We start from the raw sequence: 22,304 nt of genomic DNA, 5'->3' as shown, positions 1-22,304 counted from the left end.
GTGGACGTCTCCATCGCCGGCCGCAGCGGCTGGTCCGACGGCACCTGGTCGTATCTGAACGATCCGCGGATGCCGGCGATGGAGCACGGCTGGAAACTGCACGTCTCGGCACGCCCCGGCGACCTCGGGACGGTGACCCGGCTCGTCCTGCCGGTGCTGTCACGGCACGTCTGTCACGCGAAGTTCGCCCGTGACGCGGAGACGCTGCGCCGCCTCAACTCCGGGGCGGTGAGCGCCGGAGCCGTCGGCAAGGCGATCACCGTCTACCCCGCGGCCGGCAGCGTGGTCGAGGTCGCCCTGGAGCTGGCCTCCGTCCTGCGCGACCGGGAGGGCCCGACCGTCGTCAGCGACCGGCGGGTCGACCCGAGGGCACCCGTCTACTACCGCTACGGCCCCTTCACGGGCGACTACCGGACCGGCCGGAGCGGGCGCCTCGAATCCGTCATGACCGGGCCGGACGGCCGGGTCTTCGACGGCCTGGCCGTCGGCCGCTACCGGTGCCCGCCCTGGGCCGAGGACCCCTTCGCGGCCGGATCCGCACGCGCCGGAGAGCCGTCCGCTCCCGGCTTCGGCGGCGGACGCTACGCCGTCACCGCGGGCATCGCGCGCTCGGCGCGGGGCAACGTCTACCGTGCGGTCGACCGCACGCTCGGGCGGCCGGTCGTGGTCAAACAGGCACGGGCCTTCGTGGGCGAGGACGACTCCGGTACGGACGCCCGCCACCGTCTCCGCAACGAGCACACGGTCCTCACCGCGCTCGACGGCGTCACGGGCGTGCCCCGCGCCCTGGACTACTTCGCCCACCGGTCGGACGAGTACCTGGTGATGAGCAGCTGCGGCGACCGGGACCTGCGCGGAGAGGTGCTGCGGCACGGCCCCTACCGGGACGACGACTCCCGGGACGTCGCATCCCGGCCCCCGCGCGCGCTGTCCGCGCTCGCCTCCCGTCTCCTGAGCGTCCTGGACGCGGTCCACGAGCGGAACGTGGTCGTCCGCGACCTCAAGCCCGACAACGTCGTACTCGACGGCTCGGGCCCCGGCCACTGCCACGTGATCGACTTCGGGATCAGCGAACGGAACGGCACCGGCCCGGGAGGGGCGACCCCGGGATACAGCGAGCCGGTCCTGCGAGCGACCGGACCGGCCTCCCCCGCCGACGACCACTACGCCCTCGGCGCGACCCTCTTCTTCGCCTCCACCGGCATGGACCCCGTGGTCGTCGGCACCGACCGCCGGATCCACCGGGACAGGACGCTGTCCTGCCTGGCGTGGGCGCTGCCCGGGCGTGCCCACCGGGAGGTCCGGGCGGCGATCGCCGGTCTGATGAGCTTCGACCCGGCCGAGCGGACCGCCGCGGCGGACCGCCTGCGCACCGGCCGGACCGGACCCGCACACCGGCCGGCACGGCCGCGCGTCGACCGCGACCTGCTGGACGAGATCATCGAGCACACGACCGCGTACTGCGCCGGCGAGGCGCTCGCGATGGCGGACCCGGTCCGGGCCGCACAGCTGAACGTCCCCACCTCGATCGACGTCTACGGCGGCAGTTCGGGACTCGGCCTCGAACTCCTCCACCACGCGCACCGGCCCCCCGTGCGCTCCGCGGTCGACGCGCTGGCGCGGTGGACGGCGGCCCAGTCCCGGAACCTGCCGCCCGGCTTCTACACGGGGCGCACCGGTGTCGAACTCTTCCTCGCGGAAGCGGGCCAGGGCGCGGAACCCAGCGGGAAGCCGGGCGGGAAGCCGGCCGCGGGACCGGGCGGGGACACCGGCGTGGCACCCGGTCACCCCGTCCTTCCGGAGCGCGCACCGGACGGCGGTCCTCCGGAGGCGGACCTGATCGCGGGCGCCGCCGGGATCGGCCTCGGCCGGCTGCTGCTCGCCCGGCACGCCCTCCGGTCCGGTCACCGAGGCGTCGCGGACCGGCACCTCGCCGTCGCCGCCGACTGCGACCGGATGCTGGCCTCGGGCACCGCTCGCCTGACCCCCGATCAGGACACGCACGGCAGCGCGGCGCTTCGCGAGGGCATGGCGCACGGCGAGGCAGGCGTCGTGTGCTTCCTGCTCGCCCACGCGGGGGCGACCGGTGACCCGGACGCGATCAGCCGTGCCGAGAAGGCCGCCGCTCGCCTGGCCGCCGTGACACCGGACGTCATCGCGGCGGCCGCCGGGCCCGGGGCGACCCGCCGGTACGGTTCGTGGTGCCGGGGGCTGGCCGGCATCGGTACCGTGCTGGTCCGGGCCGCCCGGGACCTCGACGAGCCCGGGTACCTGGACCTCGCCCGGCGGGCCGCGCGCTCGTGCGCCGCACTGGCACCGCGGATGCCCCTGGTCACCCAGTGCTGCGGACTGGCCGGCGTGGGCGACCTGATGGTGGACGTCGCGGAGGCGTCCGCGTCCGAGGAGTTCTGGGACGCGGCCGAGACCGTCGCCCTGCTCGTCCTGAGCCGCAGCGGCGGCACCTGGTCCCGCCCCGTGTTCCCGGACACCGGCCTCACCCGCCCGAGCGCCACCTGGGCCGGCGGCTCCGCGGGCGTCCTGTCCTTCTTCAGACGCCTGCACGCCCGCGGGGGCCCGCGCCTCGGACTCCCCGCCTGACCACGGCCACCCCGCCGCCGACCCGTACACGGCACCGCCGCCTCGACGGCCGGGCCGAGGCCTGCCGCGGCGTCAGTGTCTGATTGGAATCCCTGGTCGTGGGGCTTGAGGGCCGTGATGCTGGCTGTATGGGCTCGTGTGGGGTGGTGCGGCGGTATTGCCCGGAGTGTGGGGTGCCGCTGGCGACGACGAAGTCGTCGGCAGCGGTGTTCTGTTCGGGTAGGTGCAGGTCAAGACGTTGGCGAGCCCTACAACAGGCCCGCCGGCGGGTGGCGGAGATGCAGCGGGGGCAGAGAGCGTTCTGCCCGGTCTGCGGGCGTCAGTGGACGGTTGGGGTCGAGCTGCGCCGCTCGGCGGTGTTCTGCTCGTCGCGGTGTCGGACGAGGGCTTGGCGGGCGAAGGCGTCACCGGATTCCGTCACGGTGACGCCATAGCCGAACGCCGCAGGTGAACCGCCTGTCGCACGACTTTCACAGAGGGGTGCGGACGGCTGTCGGTGCGCCCCGCACGCTCCCCGTTCGCGCCTGTCATGAGCAGGTCGCGGGGCTTCATTCTGGTCGTGACCTGGGCTGATACGGCGTTGAGCCGAACACCGCCGGTGTTCGGCCCGGCCCGGGGGCACGAGGGCGGTGACGTCATGTCGGATCGGGTCGGGAACGTCTCACGGACGCGTTACGAAGAGCTCGTTGCGGAAGCGCGCGAGCTGATCGCTCAAGTCACGAAGGCCCAGTTCGCACTGGGTGACAAGGCCCTGCTCATCGAGCCAATGCGACCGGTGGGAGGGTCGGTGGCCAAGAGGACGGACGACCTGTTCACGGTCGAGGAGGCGTTGCAGATGTTCGCCGACGACATTGGTGTCTCACGCAAGACCGTCGAGGACTGGCGGTGGGTGTCCTCGCGCTGGCCGAAGGAAAAGCGCAAGGACGACGTCTCCCACACGGTCCACAAGATCCTCGCCTCCATCACGGACGAGGAAGAGCGGTGGGTGTCGGTCGAGGACGCCCCCTTCAACCCGCGTGCGGGCCGCAAGCAGTGGACCACGGACGGAGCGAAACGCCTGGTCGGGCACCAGGTCGACAATCCGGTCTCGGTCGAGGAGAAGGTCCGGGCAGTCAAGGACCTGACCCGCGATGATGACGTCGCCGTCCACGTGGCCGCGTCCCTGCTCTCCCGTCCCGAGACCGCAAAGAGCATGCCGGCCGCCGAGCGGATCAGGGTCGTCAAGGAACTCACCCGCGACGACGACGTCGCCACCTCGGTCACCTCCGTACTGCTGCAACGTCCTCGCGTCGCCCGGCAGGCGATGCGCAACGACGACGTCCGCTTCACCGTCAACCGGGCCCAGTTCGACAACTCCGAGCAGGCCCGCGAGCAGATCCGCGAGCGCATGCCAGCGGTCCGCAGGATCGAGCACACCATGGAATACCTCGACCTGGTCGGCTCCGCCCACCAGTACGTGGCGACGCTGGGCCGGCTCGTTCCGCGGCTGCGGGACCAGGAGTTCAGCGACGACGAATGCGAGACGGTCCGGCGTTCGATCGCCAAGGTCCGGGGAGCTGCCGACTGGCTGGAGGCCGCGCTGGAGACCGGCACGTTCACCCTGGACGAGCAGCTCGCCCAGCTCCTCAAGGGCGAGTGACAGCGGTGTCCCGCCGCCCCCGGGGCGCCGGCCAGGCCCGGCCGTTGTCCGAGCACTACGGCGACCTGGTCCGCGTCGCGCTCATGGAAGCCAGACCCGCAGGACTCCAGGCCAAGCAGCTGGTCGCCGCCACCCGCCTCTCTCCCTCGCAGGTCGCCCGCGGGGTCCGTCACCTGCGCGATGTCGGAGCCTCGGAGCACCTGACGCCGATCATCTGGCGACGCAAGGACGGCTACCTCTTCTCCGAAGAGCCAGCCGACTGGATCGAATACGAGAAAAAGCAGTTCCGCCTCGTCCTGGGGCGCCTGACCCGGTTGATCACGGGGACGCTCGACCCGCACCTCACGCGACACCCCGACGACGAGTGGGCCCAGCTCGCATCCGCCCAGCTCACCGGCGCCCGCGCCACCCTCGCCCAGCTCTCCAAATGACCCCGGACCCCCTCCCATGCCAGCTTTAACGACCCGCCGGCGCCGCTACCCCTCCGACACCACGGTTGCGGAATGGGCGGTGATCGAACCGCTGCTTCCCCGGCCGGCCTGCCAGACCAAGACGGGCGGCCGGCCGGAGAAGTGGCCACGGCGCGACATCGTCGACGCCATCCGCTATCTCGTCGACAACGGGGTCAAGTGGCGGGCCCTGCCCGCGGACTATCCACCCTGGCAGACCGTCTACTACCACTTCGCCGCCTGGCACCGCCGCGGCGTCATCGGCTTTCTCCGTGATCAACTGAGGCGGCAGATCCGCACGGGCCAGGGACGATGCCCCTGGCCCGTGACGTTGATCGTCGACTCGCAGTCGGTCAAGGGAGCCGAGACGGTCTCCAAGGCCACCCGCGGGTTCGACGCGGGGAAGAAGGTCAACGGCCGCAAGAGACACATCGCCGTCGACACCCTCGGGCTTCCAGTGATGATCACGGTGACGCCCGCCGATACCACCGACCGCGACGCGGCCCGCGAACTCCTCTGGCGGCTGCGGGTCATGCAACCGCAGATCACCCAGGTCTGGGCCGACTCCGCCTACGGCGGCCAGCTCATCAACTGGTCGGGCGCTTTCCTCAACACGACCCTCAAAACGGTCTCCCGCCCCCGCGGAGCCAAAGGCTTCGTCGTCCTGCCACGTCGCTGGAAAGTCGAACGAACTCTGGGCTGGATCATGAAAGCCCGCCGAAACGTCCGCGACTACGAACGCCTCCCACAGCACTCAGAGGCACATCTGACCTGGGCACTTATCACTTTGATGACCCGCCGGCTCACGCGCAAAAGCCCTCACGCCAGCTGGTCGAAGAAGACCTGACCGGCCGACTCTCACCTCACCTTGAGCCCCCGGCAGTCCTCACCCTGAGCTTCATCCCCGGCGCGGGGGGGGGGGGGGGGGCCGCCGGCGGCCCCGCGCGCACACGCCACACCCCCCCCCACCCCCTCCCCCCCCCCCACCACCCCCCCCCTCACAGCCCCCCGGCGCGGGGCCCCATCCGGCCCCCCCCCCCCCCCCGCAAAAGCATGCCCCCGCACACCCACGGACCATCAACGAGCCGGGCCTCAAACAGCCACTCATCGCTGGGCGCGTGCCCAGTCGGCCACGGCGCCCCACGCGGCACCATCCCGGCTCGCTCGGTGAATGACGACCCACAGTATGCCCGCGGCGATCGCCGCTATCAGATATCCCATCTCTCCCCCTCGGTGGAATGCCCGATTCCATCAGTGACTCCGCACGGGATTCAAGATCCGCCCAGCAGATGTGATGCCTGCCTCGGTGCAAAGGCATACAGACCAGAAGCTTCCGCGCAGCGACGAGCAGAACACGGCCGAGCGGCCCAGCCGGACCCCAACCGTCCACTCGCGCCCTCAGACCCAGAGGGTTCTTCGCCCCCGCTGCATCTCCGCTACCCGCCGGCGGGCGTGCTGCAAGGCCCGCCAACGTCTTGACCTGCACCTACCCGAACAGAACACCGCCGCCGCCGTCTTCGTCGTCGCCAGCGGCACCCCGCACTCCGGGCAATGCCGCCGCACCGCCCCACACGAGCCCATACAGCCAGCATCGCGACCCTCAAGCCCTACGACCAGGGATTCCAATCAGGCACTCAGCGCGCCCCGGTGGCGGCGCGCGTGACGTACGCGTCGATGTGCGTCTGGGTGAGGGTGTTGCCGTGCACGTCCGTCAGTTCCGCGCGCAGCGACACCGCCTTGCCGGGCTCCGGTGTCGTCACCGCGATCCGTCCGCCGGTCACCGCCGCCGGCGTCCAGGTGACGCCCCGGTCCGTCGACACGGACACGGTCAGCGACCGCACTCCCGACCGCCGGGCCGCACCCTCCACCGACACCGCCACCCGGCTCGCGGTGCGCGCCGGCGCGGTGCCGTCGAGCGCGAGGTCGGGACCGAAGCGTACGGCGCTCAGCGGCAGGTCGGTGGCGGTGGCCGTCGCGGCGGAGGTGAAGGTCCACGCCGCCGTGACGCTCCCGCGCGGCCGCGTCGCGCTCGCGGTCAGCCGGTAGGCGGCGCGCCCCGCGGGCACCGTGAACGAGGCGTGCCCCGGCTTCTCGCCTCGGCGGGTCCCGATCAGCGTGCCGTTGCGGTGGAGCGTGACGGTCGACGCGGTGAAGAGGGGGGAGGACGGCACGTGGCCGTCGCCGTCGGCGAGCAGAGGCACCGTCAGGTCCATGGTGTCGCCGGTGCGCTGCGCGACGGGCCGGGCGCCGGGCGAGGAGTCCAGGGCCGGGCCGAAGACCGGGAGGTCGAAGGTGTGCACCGTGGTGGAGCCGGGCGTGAACGAGCGCCCGAGGACGAAGTAGTGGTTGGCGGGCCCCTCCGCCTCGGAGTGCATGCCGTACACGAGGTCCCAGGTGCCGCGCTCGGGCGTGAGGAGGAACGTCCCGGTGCCCCTCGACGGCACCGGCAACCCCAGCGCCGGGGAGGCTCCCACCGAGGGCGAGAACTCGACGAGGGCCGTTCCGGCGCCGGACGCGGGCGCCCCGGCGCGCACCTCCAGGGTGGCCAGGTCGGCGAGGGCGGGGTGCCGGACCAGGCCGTCCAGGGCGCGCTCGCCCCGGAAGGCGTAGCCGAGGGCGCAGACGCCGGACGGACGGCGCCAGTACGTGTCGACCCAGGTCCGCACCGAGCCCGGCTCGGCGGCCGGCCCCAGGTGCGCGGTGCGCAGGTCCAGCGACATCGACAGGAGGTTCGCGACCCCGGTGACCCCCTCGTACGTCACCTCGGCGAACACCCCGGTCTGCTCGTACCCGGCGTCGTCGACCGGCGGCCGGATGTCGACCGGGCGCGCGACCCGGGCGTCGAGGACCAGGGTCATGTCGCGGTCGACGTCCAGCCGGGGCTGGACGAGCCAGTCGTTCCCCCAGTTCCCCTCCCCCACCGGCCTGGTGGAGAGGGTGGCGTCGAGCATGTACCGCCCGCCGGGCACCTGGAGGGTGACTGTACTGGGTGACCCCTTCACTTCCCGGCCGCTGCCGGCGTCGGGGCCGGACAGCGCGGTCAGCAGGGTGCGGTAGTCGGTGGTCGGTGCGCCGTCGCGTCCCAGGTGGACGAGGGTCAGGGCGTACGTGCCGGAGGCTGCGGAGGTCCGCGGCCCGGCGGACGCGGCGTGGGCCGTGGCGGCCGGGAGGCAGACCGCGGCGGTGCCCGCGGCCGTGGCGGCGCCGAGCCCGCGCAGCACGGACCGGCGCGTCGTCGTCCGAGCGGGGTCGGACGGGGCGGACGAAGAAGCGTGGTTCGAGTGGAGGTTCATGATCAGCACTGGACCGGCCCGCCCCCGGGTTCCCGTGAGCCGGGTCACACCCGTGCGCCTCCCGGGACGCACGAAAGGCCGCCCTCTCATGGATGAGAGAACGGCCTCCGACCTGCGTTTCCGCGTGGTCGGGACGACAGGATTTGAACCTGCGACCCCTTGACCCCCAGTCAAGTGCGCTACCAAGCTGCGCCACGTCCCGATACCCGTCTGACCTGGGGTTTCCCCTGGCCGAACGCGCATGAGAACAATACCGCACTTTCCCCGGTGGTCACGCACGCGTTTCCTGGCACCCGTACGCCGTGCCCGCGCCCTCACGCTCCGTGACGCGCCCCAGCGCCCCGGAGTGCGCCCGCGCGCCCGCTCCAGCGGGCCGGAATGAGTGCCTCCGGGGACTGCAGGCGGGTGCCGTACGGGCAGGAAGGCAGGTGGCGGGCTTCGGGAATACGGCCCTTCTGGGGAGGAAGGGCCTGATATGCCGATACAGGGCAGCTCATCGCCATATGCCGATCGCTTTCTTGCCGTTGGCATGTGGCAGAAAGTTGACCATGGGGAAAGGACTGCGAATCGGGTCGAGCAGGCCAAGACCTCGCGAAACACAGTCGGAAACAAACGTCAACCATTCCGGTTTCGGACAAATTTGGTGGCGATATTGATCCGTTCCGTAAAGATCAACACCATGAAGTGGTCGGCCTGTTCGGGACGGGACCACTGCCGACGCACCACCTGTCCGGACAACCCACCGGACAGGCGTCTCGCAGGTGAGGACTCGCATGGACAGCTACTTCAGCAGCCGGCTGCATCATGAGCTCCGCGAAACGGTCCGCGACTTCGCGGAGCGTGAGGTTCGGCCACGGATAGCCGAGATGGAGGCCTCCCGGACGGTCCACCACGAGCTGTCCCGCAGGATCGCCGAGCAGGGCTGGCTGGGCGCGACAATCAGCCAGGAATACGGCGGTATGGGCGCCGGCCATCTGGCCAAGACCATCATCATCGAGGAGCTCTCCCGCGTCAGCGGCGCCATGGGCGCCATGGTCCAGGCCTCCCAGCTGGGCACCGCCAAGATCGTCCACTTCGGCAGCGACGATCAGCGCAAGACCTGGCTCCCGGAGATCGCCGCCGGCGCCTGCCTGCCGACGATCGCGGTCACCGAGCCCGAGTCCGGCGGTCACGTCCTCGGCATGAGCGCCAGCGCGGTCCGGGACGGCGACGACTACATCCTCAACGGCAGCAAGGTCTACGTCGGCAACAGCCACGTCGGCGATCTGCACGGTGTCGTGGTCAGGACCGGTCCGGGGTCGAAGGGACTCACCGCCTTCCTGGTCGAATCCGATCGTCCGGGCTTCAGGACCGGTCCGCAGCAGGAGGCCATGGGCCTCCACGGCTTCAGCTTCGGCGAGCTGATCTTCGAGAACTGCCGGGTTCCGGCCACCAACCGCCTCGGCGACGAGGGCGACGGCCTCGCCGTCGCGTACTCCTCCAGCGTGCTGTACGGACGGGCCAACCTCACCGCCGTCTCGCTCGGCATCCACCAGGCGATCCTGGAGGAGACCACCCGCTTCGCCTCCGAGCGCATCCGCTACGGAAAGCCGCTCCACGACCTACCCACGGTGAAGCTGAAGCTCGGACAGATGCAGTCCCGGCTGATGACCGCCCGGCTCGCCGCGTACCACGCCGTGCACCTGCTCGACCAGGGCCTCTCCTGCGACACCGAGCTGATGAACGCCAAGCTCGTCAACGTCGAGTCGGCGATCGACTCCGGCCGCAACGCCATGGAGATCCACGCCGCCGCCGGCCTCTTCACGGACCGGGCCATCGAGCGCTACCTCCGGGACGCCCACCACATCTTCGCCCCGGCCGGCACCTCCGACGTCCAGCTCCTGCGGCTGGCGGAGGTCGCTCTCGGCCAGGACAAGGGCAGCTGGTCGGAGCGGCTGTCCGAGCTGGTCCGTACGCCGGAGCCGGTGCCCGCGCACGTCTGACCCCACCCCCACGGCCGGACGTCGGTGTCGACCACGCAGATGGTGCCCAGGGCGACCCCGGTACGGTCGATCAGCGGCGCCCCCATGTAGGAGCGGATGCCGATCTCGTCCACCACCGGGTTCCCGGCGAAGCGCGGGTAGTCGCAGACGTCCTCCAGGACGAGCGCCTTGCGCCGCACGACCACGTGCGGGCAGTAGCCGTGGTCACGGGCCATGAAGCGGCCGACGCCGCCGGCGCCCGCGGCGGTGGCGCCCAGGTCGCTGCCGGAGTGGGTGCCCTCGGGAGTGTGCAGCCCCGCGAAGAACTGCCGGTTCTCGTCGATGAAGTTCACCATCGAGAACGGCGCGCCGGTCACCTCGGCGAGCCGGTGGGCGAAGTCGTCGAACGCCGGGTCCGGCCGCTCCCCGAGACCGAGTTCGCGCAGCCGCTGCACACGGGCCGGCGCCTCCTTGTCGATGGGGGTCAGCAGGAGGTGACCGGTCGGGTCGTAGGTCATGGCGTGGCTCCGTAGCTCGGCACGGTGTCCGGGATGGTGGTGAGCAGATGCTGGACGAGGGTCAGCAGGGTGCGGATGCCGGAGCTGGAGATCCGGGCGTCGCAGAGGACGACCGGCACCTCCGGCCTGAGGTCGAGGGCGGAGCGGATCTCGTCCGGTTCGTAGCGGTAGGCGCCGTCGAACTCGTTGACCGCCACGACGAACTGGATGCCCCGCCGCTCGAAGAAGTCGACGGCGGAGAAGCACTCCTGGAGCCTGCGGGTGTCGGCGAGGACGACCGCTCCGAGCGCTCCCTCGGAGAGCTCGTCCCACATGAACCAGAAGCGCTCCTGGCCCGGGGTTCCGAAGAGGTACAGGACGTGGCGGTCGTCGAGCGTGATGCGGCCGAAGTCCATGGCCACGGTGGTCGTGGTCTTGGACTCCACGCCCTCCAGGCTGTCGGTGGCCGCGCTGACCGAGGTGAGGAGCTCCTCGGTGCTCAGCGGTTCGATCTCGCTGACCGCGCCCACGAGGGTCGTCTTGCCCACGCCGAATCCGCCCGCCACCAGGATCTTGAGCGCGGTGGGGAACGGGTCGGACGCGAAACTGTCGTGGCGCTCAGAGCCGTTGTCGTAGGCCATCGAGCACTGCCTCCAGCAAGGAACGGTCGGTGGGATTGGCGTGGAAGCGGGGTGCGCGGGCGGTCAGCGCCCCGCAGTCCACGAGGTCGGAGAGCAGGACCTTGGTGACGACGGCCGGGAGCCGTAAGTGCGCCGAGATCTCGGCCACCGAGGTCGGCCCGTCGCACAGCCCGAGGGCCAGGCTGTGCTCGGGACCCATGTGCGCCTGGGGGGTGGATCCGGTCGCCATCACCATGGAGAGCAGGTCCAGCGCGGTGGTGGGCTTGGTCCGGCCGCCGCTCACGGTGTACGGGCGGATCAGCCGCCCGGCCGCGTCGTCGAGCCAGGGTCCTTCCTGATGAGACGTCACGTCTACTGCCCGAGGCCGCCCACCGCGCCGGCGGCCTGCCGGGCGGGGGTGACCAGATAGGGCCTGACGCTCTTGACGAGCATCGCCATCTCGTAGCCGAGGACGGCGGCGTCCGCCTCGCGCCCCGCGAGGACGGCCAGGCAGGTGCCGGAGCCCGCGGTGGAGACGAAGAGGAGGGTGGAGTCGAGCTCCACGACCACCTGGCGGACCTCGCCGCCGTCGCCGAACCGGGCGCCCGCGCTGCGGCCGAGCGAGTAGAGCCCGGAGGCGAGGGCCGCCATGTGGTCGGCGGCGTCGGGGTCGAGGCCGTGGACGGATTTCACGAGACCGTCGGAGGAGAGCAGGACGGCGTTGCGGGTGTACGGGACCCGCTGGACCAGGCCGCTGAGCAGCCAGTCGAGGTCCGAGGAATGGCCGGTCGGCACATTGCTCGCCATGGTGATCTACTCCTTGTGCGCGTCACCGGGACGCAGCGATTCATGGGGGGCGGGCTGGGATTCGGCGAGGCCGATACCGCGCTGGAACGCGGCCATCAGGCCCGGGTCGTGCAGGGCGTGCTCCTCCGTCTTGCGGGTCGCGGGCTCGTCGCGCAGCTGCGGGACGATGTGCTCCTGCGCGCGCCGCTTGGGGAGCAGGGGCCGGCCGTCGGCCTCGGCACGGGGGGCCGGGGGGAGCGGCGAGAGCAGGTGCTCGGGCGGGCTCGCGTGGGCGGCGCCGGACGGCTGGGCCGGTGCCGCGGGGGCGTGGCCGGGGTTCCCGTACCCGCCGTTGTAGACGCCGAGCACCTGCGTGTCCTCGTGACGGGCGGGGGCCCGCTCCGGGGACGGCGAGGGCACGGACGGCGGTACGGGGGCGGTGACGGACGGACCGCTCATGGCGTTCGCACCGCCGAGGGTGCCCGCTCCGGCCATGGAGTTCGTTCCGCCGAGGGCGCCCGCTCCGGCCATGGCGCCCGTTCCGCCCAGGGCGCTTCCGCCGAGGGGCGTCGGCGCGGGCGCCTGCGGGGTCGGCTGCGGGTGGCCGGTGAGGTGGCCCGGGGTGTGCGCCGCGACCGGGGCCGGTGCCTGGCTCGGCACGGGGGCCGGGGCGGGGGCGTGGCTCGGGGTCGTCATGGGGGGCGCGACCGCGGGCTGGGGCTGCATCTGCACCTGGCCGGGCGGGATCGCCGCGGAGCCGGCGGTCGCGGCGGCCTGGCGCTCGTGCTGGGCGAGGCCCTCGGGGTCGGAGCCGAGGAGGCCCTGCGGGAGCACCAGGACGGCCTGGACGCCGCCGTAGATGTTGGACTGGAGGCGTACGGCGATGCCGTGCCGGCGGGCGAGCGCCGAGACGACGAAGAGTCCGATGCGGCCGTCCTGGAGCAGGTGGGCGACGTTGACCTGGTCGGGGTCGGCGAGCAGGGCGTTCATCTTGTTCTGCTCGGTGACGGGCATGCCGAGGCCCCGGTCCTCGACCTCGATCGCGAGTCCGGCCGTGACGTACTGGGCGCGCAGCAGCACCGTGGTGTGCGGCGCGGAGAACAGCGTCGCGTTCTCGACGAGTTCGGCGAGGAGGTGGATGACGTCGGCCACGGCATGGCCCCGGAGGGTACCGTCGATCGGGGGGACGAGCTTCACCCGCGGGTACTGCTCGACCTCGGCGATGGAGGAGCGCAGCACCTCGGTCATGGTGACCGGGTTCGACCACTGGCGGCGGGAGATGGCGCCGCCGAGCACCGCGAGGTTCTCGGCGTGGCGGCGGATGCGGGTGGCCAGGTGGTCGACGTGGAACAGGCCCTTGAGCAGCTCCGGGTCCTCGACCTCGTTCTCCAGCTCGTCGAGGAGCTGGATCTCACGGTGGACGAGGGACTGCAGGCGCCGGGCGAGGTTGACGAAGACCTCGACCTTCTGTTCGTTGCCGACGCTGCTGGAGAGCCGGGAGGCCTGCACGACGGCGGCCACGGCGGCCTCGTGGGAGCGCGTCAGTTCCTGCGAGAGCAGGTCGAATTCGTCACCTGCGGCAGTGGTGGTCGGCAGCGGGGGGCGAGGCGGGGGGCCTTCTCCCTTGCGCAACTGTTCGACGACCGTGCGAAGTTCGCTCTGGTCGCGCGCGCTGGCGCGGCGCAGGGCGTTGCAGCGGTCGAGCACGGCCTTGGAGGCCCGGTCCGCGCCGAGCGCGGCGGCCGTCACGGAGGCGACGGTGAGGGCGGCGGCTCCGGTGAGCGCGGCCCAGAGCCCGGGGCCGGGGCTGGCGCCCGTGGAGCGGATGGTGAAGAGGACGGCGGCCGCGCCGCCGAGGGCCACCGCGACGGCGGGGAGCACGGAGGTGCGCAGGAGTTGGGGGCGTATGCGGGCTTCCGTGGAGAGCGGCGCGGAGGCCTGCGCCGGGGGATCGCTGTGGGTACCGGTGGCGGAGCGGGCGCCTGGCCGGCCGTGCCGCCCGCCCTCGCGTCGATCGGACCGCGAGGCGGGTGCGCGAAGTTGAGACATGAGTGTCCTTGGTACGTGCCCAGGAATCGGCGTACTGCGGGGGTGTTCTTCAGGGGGTCTACGGGGGCCTACGGGGGAGGTGTTCTACAGACGTTCGATCAGCCTATCGATGATCATCAACCACACACTGTAGTCGTCAACCGTTCATGTGCGGTGCGCAGTTGGCAAACTTACCCGCAGACCGGGCCCCTCTGGTATCTCCCCTCGCGCGACAGGCCGAGAATGATCGGCCGAAAGTCGATCTCCTGGCGCGGAAAGGTCCGTGGCGGGCGGAACGGAAGAGGGCGGAGGCGCCTGCGCGCCCCCGCGCTCTGCGGAAACCGTCCTGACCGGAATCCCCGAAGGAGGGGCGGAACGTCCGGTCCACTCGCTTCTGGGGGGGATGCGTGCGGTACCGGGCGAACCCCGGCCGGCGCCCGCCCCCTACGGCTCCACCCCACCGAACCGCACCGTCCCGGGCCGCCGGATCCGGCACCCCGCCCATCGCACCCGCAACGGGCCGGTGACGTTCCGTGAGATTCACGGTGCCGCCGGGCGCGGACAAGTGGGTGCGGCGGGGTCGCCGGCGCCGGCTCCGCCCCAGCCGGGACGACAGCCCTGGCGGCCGGCCCGGGGCACCTCCCTCCGGCCGGAGGCCCCGGAGGCCCGCCGACGGCCGGGAGCCCGCCGACTGCGGTGTCGGCGGGCTCCCGGGCTGCTGGCCGGTCGGTCCTAGCGTCCCGGGATCCCGGCCGCGTCGAGGAGGGCCGGGTTCAGATCCACGAAGCGGAGACCCGCGGCACGCCCGAGCTCGTAGGCGCCGCTGAGGCCTTCGGGAGAGGCCGACGCGTAGTCGACGCCCAGGCCCTTGAGGTCCTCGTCCGGCTTGACCACGTGCACCGTGGCCCCGTCGAGGACGGATCCGTCGACGATCTCCTCGGAGGCGTAGATGTCGCGGAAGACCGGGAAGGGGTCCGCTCCGATCACGATCAGCTCCGTGACGCCCGTGGCCGCGACCTCGCGTGCCGGGCAGGCGCAGGTGTACGAGGCGTCGACGTAGGCCTCGCCGTCCACTTCGGCCGGTACGGCCCAGGCATGCATCATGCGGGTGGAGGCGTAGGACACGGCGTCGAAGTTCTCCGGCGTCAGCTTCGGCCGCCCTCCGTGGCCTTCGGCGTGCGAGGAGAACACCTCGGCCGACAGGTTCTCCACGACCCAGCCGCGGTCCCCGGTGAAGATGTTCCGCAGCAACTGCCTGCCCAGCTCCTTCGCCCCCGGCCCCTGGGTGATCTCGGCCGCCTCGGGGGTGGTGACCTTGCTGGTGGCCAGGAGGAACTCGGGGGCTCCCGCACGGAAGAGACCCGCCCGCAGCGTCGGGCCGTACTCCTCGATGCTGCTCAACACGACATGGCTCATGCCCTTGCCCGCGGCTCCCGCGGCGGCCTTGTGCCAGTAGTCCACGCCCGTCGCACGGGCCTGGCCCACCGCGGCGAGCCCGCCGGAGAGAACGGCGGACGAGGCCGTGCCGTACGCCTGGGCCCGCAGTCCGCGCTCCTCGAACGCGGACAGCACGCCGTGCCCGAACACGCCCTTGAGCATTCCGGAGGCGATGGCGATTCCGATGCGCGCCCCCGTGCCGGTGGCGGTCATAGCAGTCCCTTCTCGAACTGTTCGGTCATGTGGGTGCGGGCCGGTTTGCCGCTGGCCGTACGGGTGATGGCGCTCCGCGGGACCTCGATCACGGAGTGGGGCGCGACTCCGAAGTCGGCGGCGATCCCGGCCGCGACGCTCGCGGTGTCGACGACCCGTGCCCGCTCGGGCACGACGAGGACGGCGAAGGACTCCCCGTGCGGCAGGACCACGGCCTCGGCCACCGGTTCCAGGGCCGCCACCACCTGCTCGATGTCGGTCGCGAACACGTTCACGCCGTTCACGGAGATCCGGTCACCGTGCCGGCCGCTCAGATAGAGCCGGCCGGAGCGCACGTGTCCCAGGTCGCCGGTGTCGAACCAGGAGGTGCGGTGATCGGTCGCCCCGTCGTAGCCGTCGAAGAGGGTGGGCCCGCGCAGCTGCACCGCGCCGGTCGCGCCCGGCGCGCAGCCCCGCCCCGACTCGTCGACGATCCGCAGGTCGAGGCCGGGGACGGGCACGCCGAGGCAGGCCGCGTCGACGGCCCCGACGGCCGAGAAGCTGGTGGAGGCGTCCACGTAGCGGTGCGAGGTGGCCATCAGTGTCGCTTCGGCGAGCCCGTAGCAGAACACCAGCGAGGTCGGGTCGAACCCCCAGGGGCGGACCGCGTCCAGGAAGGTGTCGACCGTCCGCCTCCGGATCGGCTCCGCCCCGCAGAACACGGTGCGCCACGCGCCGAACAGCTCCGGGTCGGGGGCGCCCTGCCGGGCCGCCTCGCCGATCCGTGCCGCGAGGTACCTCAGCATGAAGTCGGGCAGGGCGCTGTGGACGCTCTCCGTGTCCCGCAGCAGCTGCAGCGCCGCCATGGGCCGGCGCAGGAACGTGCCGGAACTCTCGACGACGAGGTCGATGCCGTACACCAGCGAGGTCAGCACGCCGACCAGGCCCATGTCGTGGTGGAGCGGCAGGGCGATGAGCCCGGCGTGCCCGCGCTTCATCCCGGAGACGCCGCGGATGGCCTCGATGTTGCCGAGCAGCGCCCGGTGGCTGAGCGGGATCGGCCGGGGCATGCCGGTGGAGCCACTGGTGTACTGGACGAACGCGAGGTCCTCCGGAGCCGCGGCGGCCGGCTCGCGGACCACGCCCCGGCGCAGGACGAGGTCCAGTTCGCGCAGCCCCTGTCCGGGGATCCTGAACGTGTGCCGGATGCCCTGCTGCCGCGCCACCATGGCCAGGTACTGACGCGTGATGGCGCCGGGGACCTTCGGCTTCACCGAGACGGGCACCGCCCCGAGGTGGACCAGGCCCAGGAGCGCGACCACCGCCTCGCGGGTGCTCTCGATCCGGATCATCACCCGGTCCGACGGCCGTACGCCCTGCTCGGCGAAGCCGCCCGCGGCCGCCGCGATCTGCTCGCCGAACTCGGCGTAGCCGATCGTCTCCCGTCTCACGGAGGTTCCGAAGACGACGTGCGCGTCCGAGCGGCCGGCCTGTGCGGCGACGGCCTCGCCCAGGGTGCGCGCGGTCATGAGGCCCCTCCCCCGAGGTCCGGCAGGGCCCGCAGGTCGACCCGGTGAATGGCCTTGGTCACCCGGTCGACCAGCCCGAGGCGCACCTGGCCCCGGGCCGCCACGGTCCCGTCGGCCAGGAGCACGTCCTGGGCGAGGGTGAAGCTGTACGGGGTCTGCCCGGCGAGCGAGGTGCGCACGAAGAGGCGGCCCACCGGGTCCCAGTCGACCGCCTTCAGGTAGTCGAGGCGGAGCTGGAGCACCACCGCGACCAGGGTGCTGTCCCGCAGGTCGACCTTGTTGGCGAGTCCCCACTCCCAGCGTCCGGTCTCCAGGAGCTGGGGGAAGACGCTGTTGTTCAGGTGCCCGGCCCAGTCGAAGTCGTTGGGACGCAGACCCACTTCGACGGTGTGCTCCACCGGTCCGGGCGGTGCGGCGGTGCCCGCCGTCGCGTCACTCGTCACGACGCGGCCCTCCCTTCTCTCCCTCGCTCCTCCGGCGGAGCGGAGAGGAGTACGACGACGGCGCCCGCCATGCCGCCGGTGTGGCTGATCGACAGTTCGACGGCGAGGTGGCGCTCCCGCGCCCACGCGGCGAGGCGGCCGTGGGGCCGGATCCGGGGCTGGCCCGCGGGGCCGTGCACCACTTCGATGTCGGGAAAGGTGTGGTCCGGTGCTCCACCCATGGCGCTCAGCGCCTTCACGCAGGCCTCCTTGGCCGAGAACAGCCCGGCCAGGGAGGCGTACGGGTCGGGCCGGGCCCGGACGTAGGCCCGTTCGGCGGCGGTGAACAGCGCACCGCTATCGAGCAAGTGCGGCTTCCTTCTCAGCTCCTCGACGGACTGCAGATCGAATCCTGTCGACATCGTTCGTCCGAAGGCTGGCGAAGTAGGCACGCTTGAGGTCCTCATACGATGTGACGGCGATCCCGGTGGCCTCGCGCACCAGCGCGAAGACACTGCTGAGCTTCCTGGAATGCACCGAACCCTCGTGCAGCGCGACGTCGCCGAGACCGAACTCCTCCTCGCCGCCGCGCAGGTGCTCCCACCAGTTGACGTACCCCTGCCGGTCGGTCTGGGCCTCGCGGGAGGAGCCGTAGGTCTCGCCCCCGTCGGGGCGGATCCAGGTGTACGCCATCGAGAGGACGTCCTTGATGGGGTAGACCCCGGATTCCACGAGGGCCTTGGCGAAGGACACGAAGTACTGCCGGTGCTGCACCTCGTCCTTCATCACCGTGTGGAAGACGTCTCGGACCAGCCCGTCCTCGGTGGTGCGGGAGACGAACCCGTACGAGACGCAGGCCTCGATCTCCACGCAGGCCTGGAGGACGCAGACCCGGGCGTAGTTGTCGGTGGGGAACGGTCCCCGGTGGTCGACGACCTCGTCGTGGCCTATGGGGTCGACCCCCGCCATCTCCATGAGGCGGCCGAAGGAGACCTCGTGGTGGGCCTCCTCCTCCAGCCAGTAGCGGGCCGACCAGGCGGCGGCGATGTGCAGGACGTCGGCGCCGAGCGGGTTCGACTCGCGGATCTCGTGGGCGAGCTTCACTCCGTCGACGGCCAGCCGGATCCCGGCGGGCTGGGTGGTCAGCTCGGCCCGGGCCGCGTGCCACAGGGCGGCCCTGTCCTCGGGGGCCGGGCGGTCGAGCCGGCGGCCGTCGAAGAGCTCGTCGGACGACCAGCGGCGGTACTCGTGATAGCTCTGCTGGGCGCGCAGCACATCGCTGATGGTCGCTCCGGCGCGGAGCTCACTGACGATGTCGGTCATGATCAGCACGGGTTCACGCCTTCCGTTCAGGACGAGGTGGCGGAGTCGAGCTGGCCGGTCAGGGCTGCCACGACGTCGCCGGCGGTGTGGTCCAGCGTCATCGTCGGCAGCTCCACGTCGTCGTCGAGGCCGACGTCGGCGAGGGCGCCCGCGAACGCGTCGAGCAGGTCGATGGAGTTGATGGCCACCGGTGAGGCGACGAGGACGGCGGACAGCGGACGGCCGTCGAACACCTCGTCCTCGGTCAGTTCCAGCCGGCGGGCGATATTCGCCCTGAGGTCAGCGGTCACGGAGATCCTCCTGGAGGGTTCGGTCGGTCGGTGCGGCCCCGGCGGGCCAGTCGGGTGATCTGCCGAGCGTGGCGAGGACGAGGTCGAGCGAGCCCGTCCCGGGGCCGGTGGGCAGGGCGGGTGCGAACTGCGCCTCGGGGCGCAGGCGCCGTTCGTCGTCGGGGACCCTCAGCGCGAAGAGCAGGGCGGCCTCCGCGGTCTCCTCGGTGAGGTCCGGCTCGATGCCGAGGGTCCTGGCCACGTCCCAGGCGTGGACGACGTAGTCCAGGAAGTGGAATCCGATGGCGACGGTGGCGGGGAACCTGAGGTCGGTGCTGATCTCCGGGAGGGAGAACTCCCGCGTCAGGATGCCCGGTTCGGCGAACTGTCCGAGGACCAGATCGGCCGACTCCCGGTAGACGGCCAGGCCGTCGTGGCCGAGGGACCGGTCCTGCCAGACGGCGAGGTCCGCGCCGCCCCCGGAGGCAGCGGCCGCGAATCCGTGGTGCTGACCCGCCATGTGGGCCACCAGCCGGCGGAGGTTCCAGCCGTCGCACGGGGTGGGGCGTTCCCAGTCCTCGGGCTGTGCGTGCTCCAGGAGACGGACCGTCTCCAGGACGGCCGTGCGGTCGAGGTCCAGGATGTCCATGCGACTCCTTCTCGGTCGGCTTCCTCAGCCGTTGACCTGTTCGTCGGCCTGGGCTGCGGAGAGTGGGGCGGGTCCATGGGACGGGCCCTGCGCGGGGCCGGGGACGGACGGCATCAGGCACTCGTCGATCAGACGGTCGAGGTCGTCCTTGAATCGCTGGTTGGGGCCGGGGTAGCGGTCTTCGGCTCCGGCCACGGGCGAGAGAGACACGTCATCCTCCAGAACGGGAGTACAGACCGATCAGACAGTAGCACGACCGTACGTTTACTTTCATGGTCCGACGGACCCCTCCGGGGCGTCCGGCCCGAGGGGCCAGGGATCCTGCCCGGAGAGGATCCGGTGCACCGGACCCCAGACCGCGTCCGGGCGGGATTCGGACGAACTCCAGGTGACGGAGCGCAACGCGCCCTTGCCCCGGAAGGCCCGCACGATCCGCAGGTGGTCCGGGCGGACGACGAAGTCCTGGAGCCGCGCGCGGTCGCTCCAGAGGGAGACCGAGCCCGAGCGCGGACGCAGCGAACCGGACTCCATCCAGAGCCACATGCCGATCGCGCCGCCGGTCCGGGGCCAGCTCCGGCGGAGCATGACCCCCGCGACGAAGACCTTGGCCGCGTCCAGCGGGCGGTGGGCCGTGAACTCGGTGATGTTCACCGTCACCGGACCCGCGCCGTCGGACGGCACCACCACGGGACCGGGCTGCCAGGGCGAGCTCCAGATGGGGCGGGACACGGCTCGATGCCTCCTGGTCGTGGCCTGGAACGGTTTCACGGGATGAATATACGCGAACGATCGTGCTAGATTCTCCCGCATCTCCGGCAGAACCAGAAGGGCGCGTGACATGGAACGCTCTACGGCAGTTGTACGTGCAGCCCTGAACAGCACGTCCTACGCTTCGGGCAAGCTGGCCGGCAAAGGGGCGTTCAACCTCTTCCGGATGCCCAAGGGCCGCAGCAGGCCCAGGCCCGACGAGGCCCCGGTGTTCGACACCGCCCGGCGCGGTGAGATCCAGGTCAACGACACGGCCGTGGTGACGTACGAGTGGGGCGACGGGAAGCGCAAGGTACTCGTCGTGCACGGCTGGGAGTCGCGCGCCTCGCGCTTCGCGAAGATCATCGGCGAACTGGTCGAGCTGGGGTACAGCCCGGTCAGCTTCGACGCGCCCGGTCACGGCGATTCCACGGGCCGCACCACCAACATCGCCGAGTACCTGAAGATCCTCACCCGGCTGCACCGGGAACACGGGGACTTCGAGGCGGTCGTCGCCCATTCCCTCGGCGTCACCGCGACGTTCCTCTCGATGCAGCACGGGCTGCGCACGGGGCGGATCGCCGCGATCAGTCCCGTACCGGAATTCGCCTACCTGGTCGACAAGTTCTGCGAGCAGCTGGGCCTGCGCGACAAGCTCAAGGACGAGCTGCGCGGGCGCATCGAGCGCGAGATGTTCCCGGACGAGGAGGACATCTGGCACCGGTTCTCCGTGTTCGCCGGGGCCGAAGAGGTGAGCGTTCCGATCCTGGTGATCCACGACGATGACGACGACATGGTCGACCCCCCGCACGCCCGCCGGGTCCTGGCCGCCTTCGGCGACCACGCGCGGCTGGTGACCACGGCGCGGCTGGGGCACCGCCGGATCATCGGCGCGCCCCAGGTCGTCCGCGAGGTCGTGGACTTCGTGTCCGTCGACGCCGGCCGGCAGGCGAACGGGCTCGGGACGGAGGCGGCGAAGTGAGCGGCATCCTCGCGGGCCGGCGCATTCTGGTGACCGGAGTCCTGATGGAGTCCTCGATCGCCTTCCACACGGCCAGGCTCGCCCAGGAGCAGGGCGCCGAGGTCGTGCTCACCGGCTACGGCCGCCTCGGCCTGGTGGAACGGATCGCCAAGCGGCTGCCGGAGAAGGCTCCGGTGCTCGAACTCGACGTACAGAACCCGGACCAGCTGGCGAGCCTCGCCGACCGGATCAGGCAGGAGGTCGGCGGTGACGCGCGGCTCGACGGGGTGGTGCACTCCATCGCCTTCGCTCCGCAGGACGCCCTGGGCGGTCACTTCCTGACGGCCGGCTGGGAGTCCGTGGCGACCGCGGTCGAGGTCTCCGCGTACTCCCTCAAGTCCCTCGCCATGGCCTGCCTTCCGCTCATGGAGGAGAACGGCGGCTCCATCGTCGGCCTGGACTTCGACGCCAAGGTGGCCTGGCCCGCGTACGACTGGATGGGGGTGGCCAAGGCGGCGCTGGAGTCCGCCTCGCGCTACCTCGCCCGGGACCTCGGTCCGCACGACATCCGCTGCAACCTGGTCGCGGCCGGGCCGATCAAGACGATGGCGGCCAAGTCCATCCCCGGCTTCGAGACCTTCCGCGACGTGTGGACCCAGCGTGCCCCGCTGGGCTGGGACCTCTCCGATCCCGAGCCCACGGCGCGCGCGGTGGTCGCCCTGCTCTCGCCGTGGTTCCCCAAGACCACGGGAGAGATCGTGCACGTCGACGGCGGAGTCCACGCCATAGGCGCCTGAGCGACGACGAGGAGCGAAGTGGGGAGGGGGGCGGCTCCGCGCCCCCGCCCAACATCGTGGCGTAGCCCGCCGCGGAGAAAACCGCCCCCACGGCCTGCGGGGGGGTG

The 22,304-nt window shown here is 71.7% G+C and carries 21 protein-coding genes, 1 tRNA gene and 1 pseudogene; 7 read left to right on the top strand and 16 right to left on the bottom strand.

Features of this window, described 5'->3' with window-relative positions:
• The 4 genes from lanL (at nt 1) to ACFV2S_RS11120 (ending at nt 5,533) form a co-directional block, all read left to right on the top strand.
• Nucleotides 1-2,598 (top strand): class IV lanthionine synthetase LanL, encoded by a 2,598-nt coding sequence (gene lanL, locus ACFV2S_RS11135; protein WP_385556381.1) that lies wholly within the window; start codon nt 1-3, stop codon nt 2,596-2,598.
• 787 nt (nt 2,599-3,385) lie between these two features.
• Complete coding sequence (locus tag ACFV2S_RS11130; RefSeq protein ID WP_385556379.1) at nt 3,386-4,237, top strand: DUF6192 family protein; 852 nt, start codon at nt 3,386-3,388, stop codon at nt 4,235-4,237.
• A 44-nt stretch (nt 4,238-4,281) separates the two neighbouring features.
• Nucleotides 4,282-4,668: a hypothetical protein gene (locus ACFV2S_RS11125; RefSeq protein ID WP_385556377.1), complete on the top strand. Its 387-nt coding sequence runs from the start codon at nt 4,282-4,284 to the stop codon at nt 4,666-4,668.
• A 16-nt stretch (nt 4,669-4,684) separates the two neighbouring features.
• Nucleotides 4,685-5,533 carry an IS5 family transposase gene (locus ACFV2S_RS11120; RefSeq protein WP_385556375.1) on the top strand — a complete coding sequence of 283 codons (849 nt, stop codon included), beginning with the start codon at nt 4,685-4,687 and terminating at the stop codon, nt 5,531-5,533.
• Nucleotides 5,534-6,320: 787 nt separating this feature from the next.
• Here the strand turns inward: ACFV2S_RS11120 and ACFV2S_RS11115 are convergent.
• Both ACFV2S_RS11115 and ACFV2S_RS11110 read right to left on the bottom strand, forming a co-directional pair.
• A complete protein-coding gene (locus ACFV2S_RS11115; protein ID WP_385556373.1) occupies nt 6,321-7,979 on the bottom strand; it encodes a serine protease in 1,659 nt (552 codons plus the stop codon).
• Between the two features lie 125 nt (nt 7,980-8,104).
• Nucleotides 8,105-8,181, bottom strand: a tRNA-Pro gene (locus tag ACFV2S_RS11110).
• 571 nt (nt 8,182-8,752) lie between these two features.
• Here ACFV2S_RS11110 and ACFV2S_RS11105 point away from each other — a divergent pair.
• Nucleotides 8,753-9,820: pseudogene (locus ACFV2S_RS11105) on the top strand (acyl-CoA dehydrogenase family protein); the annotation flags it as partial.
• Here the strand turns inward: ACFV2S_RS11105 and ACFV2S_RS11100 are convergent.
• The 14 genes from ACFV2S_RS11100 to ACFV2S_RS11035 form a co-directional block, all read right to left on the bottom strand.
• Complete coding sequence (locus ACFV2S_RS11100) at nt 9,802-10,458, bottom strand: GAF domain-containing protein (RefSeq protein WP_385556371.1); 657 nt, start codon at nt 10,456-10,458, stop codon at nt 9,802-9,804. The pseudogene ACFV2S_RS11105 and the gene ACFV2S_RS11100 overlap by 19 nt on opposite strands.
• Nucleotides 10,455-11,078, bottom strand: coding sequence for an ATP/GTP-binding protein (locus ACFV2S_RS11095; protein ID WP_383797384.1), 624 nt, complete (start codon nt 11,076-11,078; stop codon nt 10,455-10,457). Before ACFV2S_RS11095 ends, ACFV2S_RS11100 begins: the two co-directional genes overlap by 4 nt.
• A complete protein-coding gene (locus ACFV2S_RS11090; protein ID WP_385556369.1) occupies nt 11,056-11,427 on the bottom strand; it encodes a DUF742 domain-containing protein in 372 nt (123 codons plus the stop codon). Before ACFV2S_RS11090 ends, ACFV2S_RS11095 begins: the two co-directional genes overlap by 23 nt.
• A gap of 2 nt (nt 11,428-11,429) precedes the next feature.
• Entirely contained in the window at nt 11,430-11,864 is a 435-nt protein-coding gene (locus tag ACFV2S_RS11085; RefSeq protein ID WP_041132185.1) for a roadblock/LC7 domain-containing protein, read from the bottom strand.
• Between the two features lie 6 nt (nt 11,865-11,870).
• A complete protein-coding gene (locus ACFV2S_RS11080) occupies nt 11,871-13,892 on the bottom strand; it encodes a sensor histidine kinase (protein ID WP_385556368.1) in 2,022 nt (673 codons plus the stop codon).
• A gap of 711 nt (nt 13,893-14,603) precedes the next feature.
• Nucleotides 14,604-15,521: a hypothetical protein gene (locus tag ACFV2S_RS11075; RefSeq protein ID WP_385556366.1), complete on the bottom strand. Its 918-nt coding sequence runs from the start codon at nt 15,519-15,521 to the stop codon at nt 14,604-14,606.
• Nucleotides 15,518-17,029, bottom strand: a complete 1,512-nt coding sequence (locus tag ACFV2S_RS11070; RefSeq protein WP_385556364.1) for an AMP-binding protein — start codon at nt 17,027-17,029, stop codon at nt 15,518-15,520. The genes ACFV2S_RS11075 and ACFV2S_RS11070 overlap by 4 nt, the downstream gene beginning before the upstream one ends.
• Nucleotides 17,026-17,472: an acyl-CoA thioesterase gene (locus ACFV2S_RS11065; RefSeq protein WP_385556362.1), complete on the bottom strand. Its 447-nt coding sequence runs from the start codon at nt 17,470-17,472 to the stop codon at nt 17,026-17,028. The genes ACFV2S_RS11070 and ACFV2S_RS11065 overlap by 4 nt, the downstream gene beginning before the upstream one ends.
• The gene (locus ACFV2S_RS11060; protein ID WP_385556360.1) at nt 17,469-17,819 is read right to left on the bottom strand and encodes a holo-ACP synthase; all 351 of its coding nucleotides are present in this window, start codon (nt 17,817-17,819) and stop codon (nt 17,469-17,471) included. Before ACFV2S_RS11060 ends, ACFV2S_RS11065 begins: the two co-directional genes overlap by 4 nt.
• Nucleotides 17,809-18,783 carry a ferritin-like domain-containing protein gene (locus ACFV2S_RS11055; RefSeq protein WP_385556358.1) on the bottom strand — a complete coding sequence of 325 codons (975 nt, stop codon included), beginning with the start codon at nt 18,781-18,783 and terminating at the stop codon, nt 17,809-17,811. The genes ACFV2S_RS11060 and ACFV2S_RS11055 overlap by 11 nt, the downstream gene beginning before the upstream one ends.
• Nucleotides 18,784-18,800: 17 nt before the next feature.
• Nucleotides 18,801-19,064 (bottom strand): hypothetical protein, encoded by a 264-nt coding sequence (locus ACFV2S_RS11050; RefSeq protein ID WP_385556357.1) that lies wholly within the window; start codon nt 19,062-19,064, stop codon nt 18,801-18,803.
• Nucleotides 19,054-19,692: a TIGR03086 family metal-binding protein gene (locus ACFV2S_RS11045; RefSeq protein ID WP_385556355.1), complete on the bottom strand. Its 639-nt coding sequence runs from the start codon at nt 19,690-19,692 to the stop codon at nt 19,054-19,056. The genes ACFV2S_RS11050 and ACFV2S_RS11045 overlap by 11 nt, the downstream gene beginning before the upstream one ends.
• A 24-nt stretch (nt 19,693-19,716) precedes the next feature.
• Entirely contained in the window at nt 19,717-19,902 is a 186-nt protein-coding gene (locus tag ACFV2S_RS11040) for a hypothetical protein (protein ID WP_385556353.1), read from the bottom strand.
• Nucleotides 19,903-19,962: 60 nt separating this feature from the next.
• Entirely contained in the window at nt 19,963-20,421 is a 459-nt protein-coding gene (locus ACFV2S_RS11035) for a hypothetical protein (protein WP_385556351.1), read from the bottom strand.
• Nucleotides 20,422-20,530: 109 nt separating this feature from the next.
• Here ACFV2S_RS11035 and ACFV2S_RS11030 point away from each other — a divergent pair, with 109 nt between their 5' ends.
• Complete coding sequence (locus ACFV2S_RS11030; RefSeq protein ID WP_385556349.1) at nt 20,531-21,421, top strand: alpha/beta fold hydrolase; 891 nt, start codon at nt 20,531-20,533, stop codon at nt 21,419-21,421.
• A complete protein-coding gene (gene fabI, locus ACFV2S_RS11025; protein WP_385556347.1) occupies nt 21,418-22,197 on the top strand; it encodes an enoyl-ACP reductase FabI in 780 nt (259 codons plus the stop codon). Before ACFV2S_RS11030 ends, fabI begins: the two co-directional genes overlap by 4 nt.
• The last annotated feature ends 107 nt before the right edge of the window (nt 22,198-22,304 follow it).

The organism is Streptomyces sp. NPDC059695, assembly GCF_042733785.1.
Classification (GTDB): Bacteria; Actinomycetota; Actinomycetes; order Streptomycetales; family Streptomycetaceae; genus Streptomyces.
This window is presented reverse-complemented; position numbering and strand designations above follow the sequence as displayed.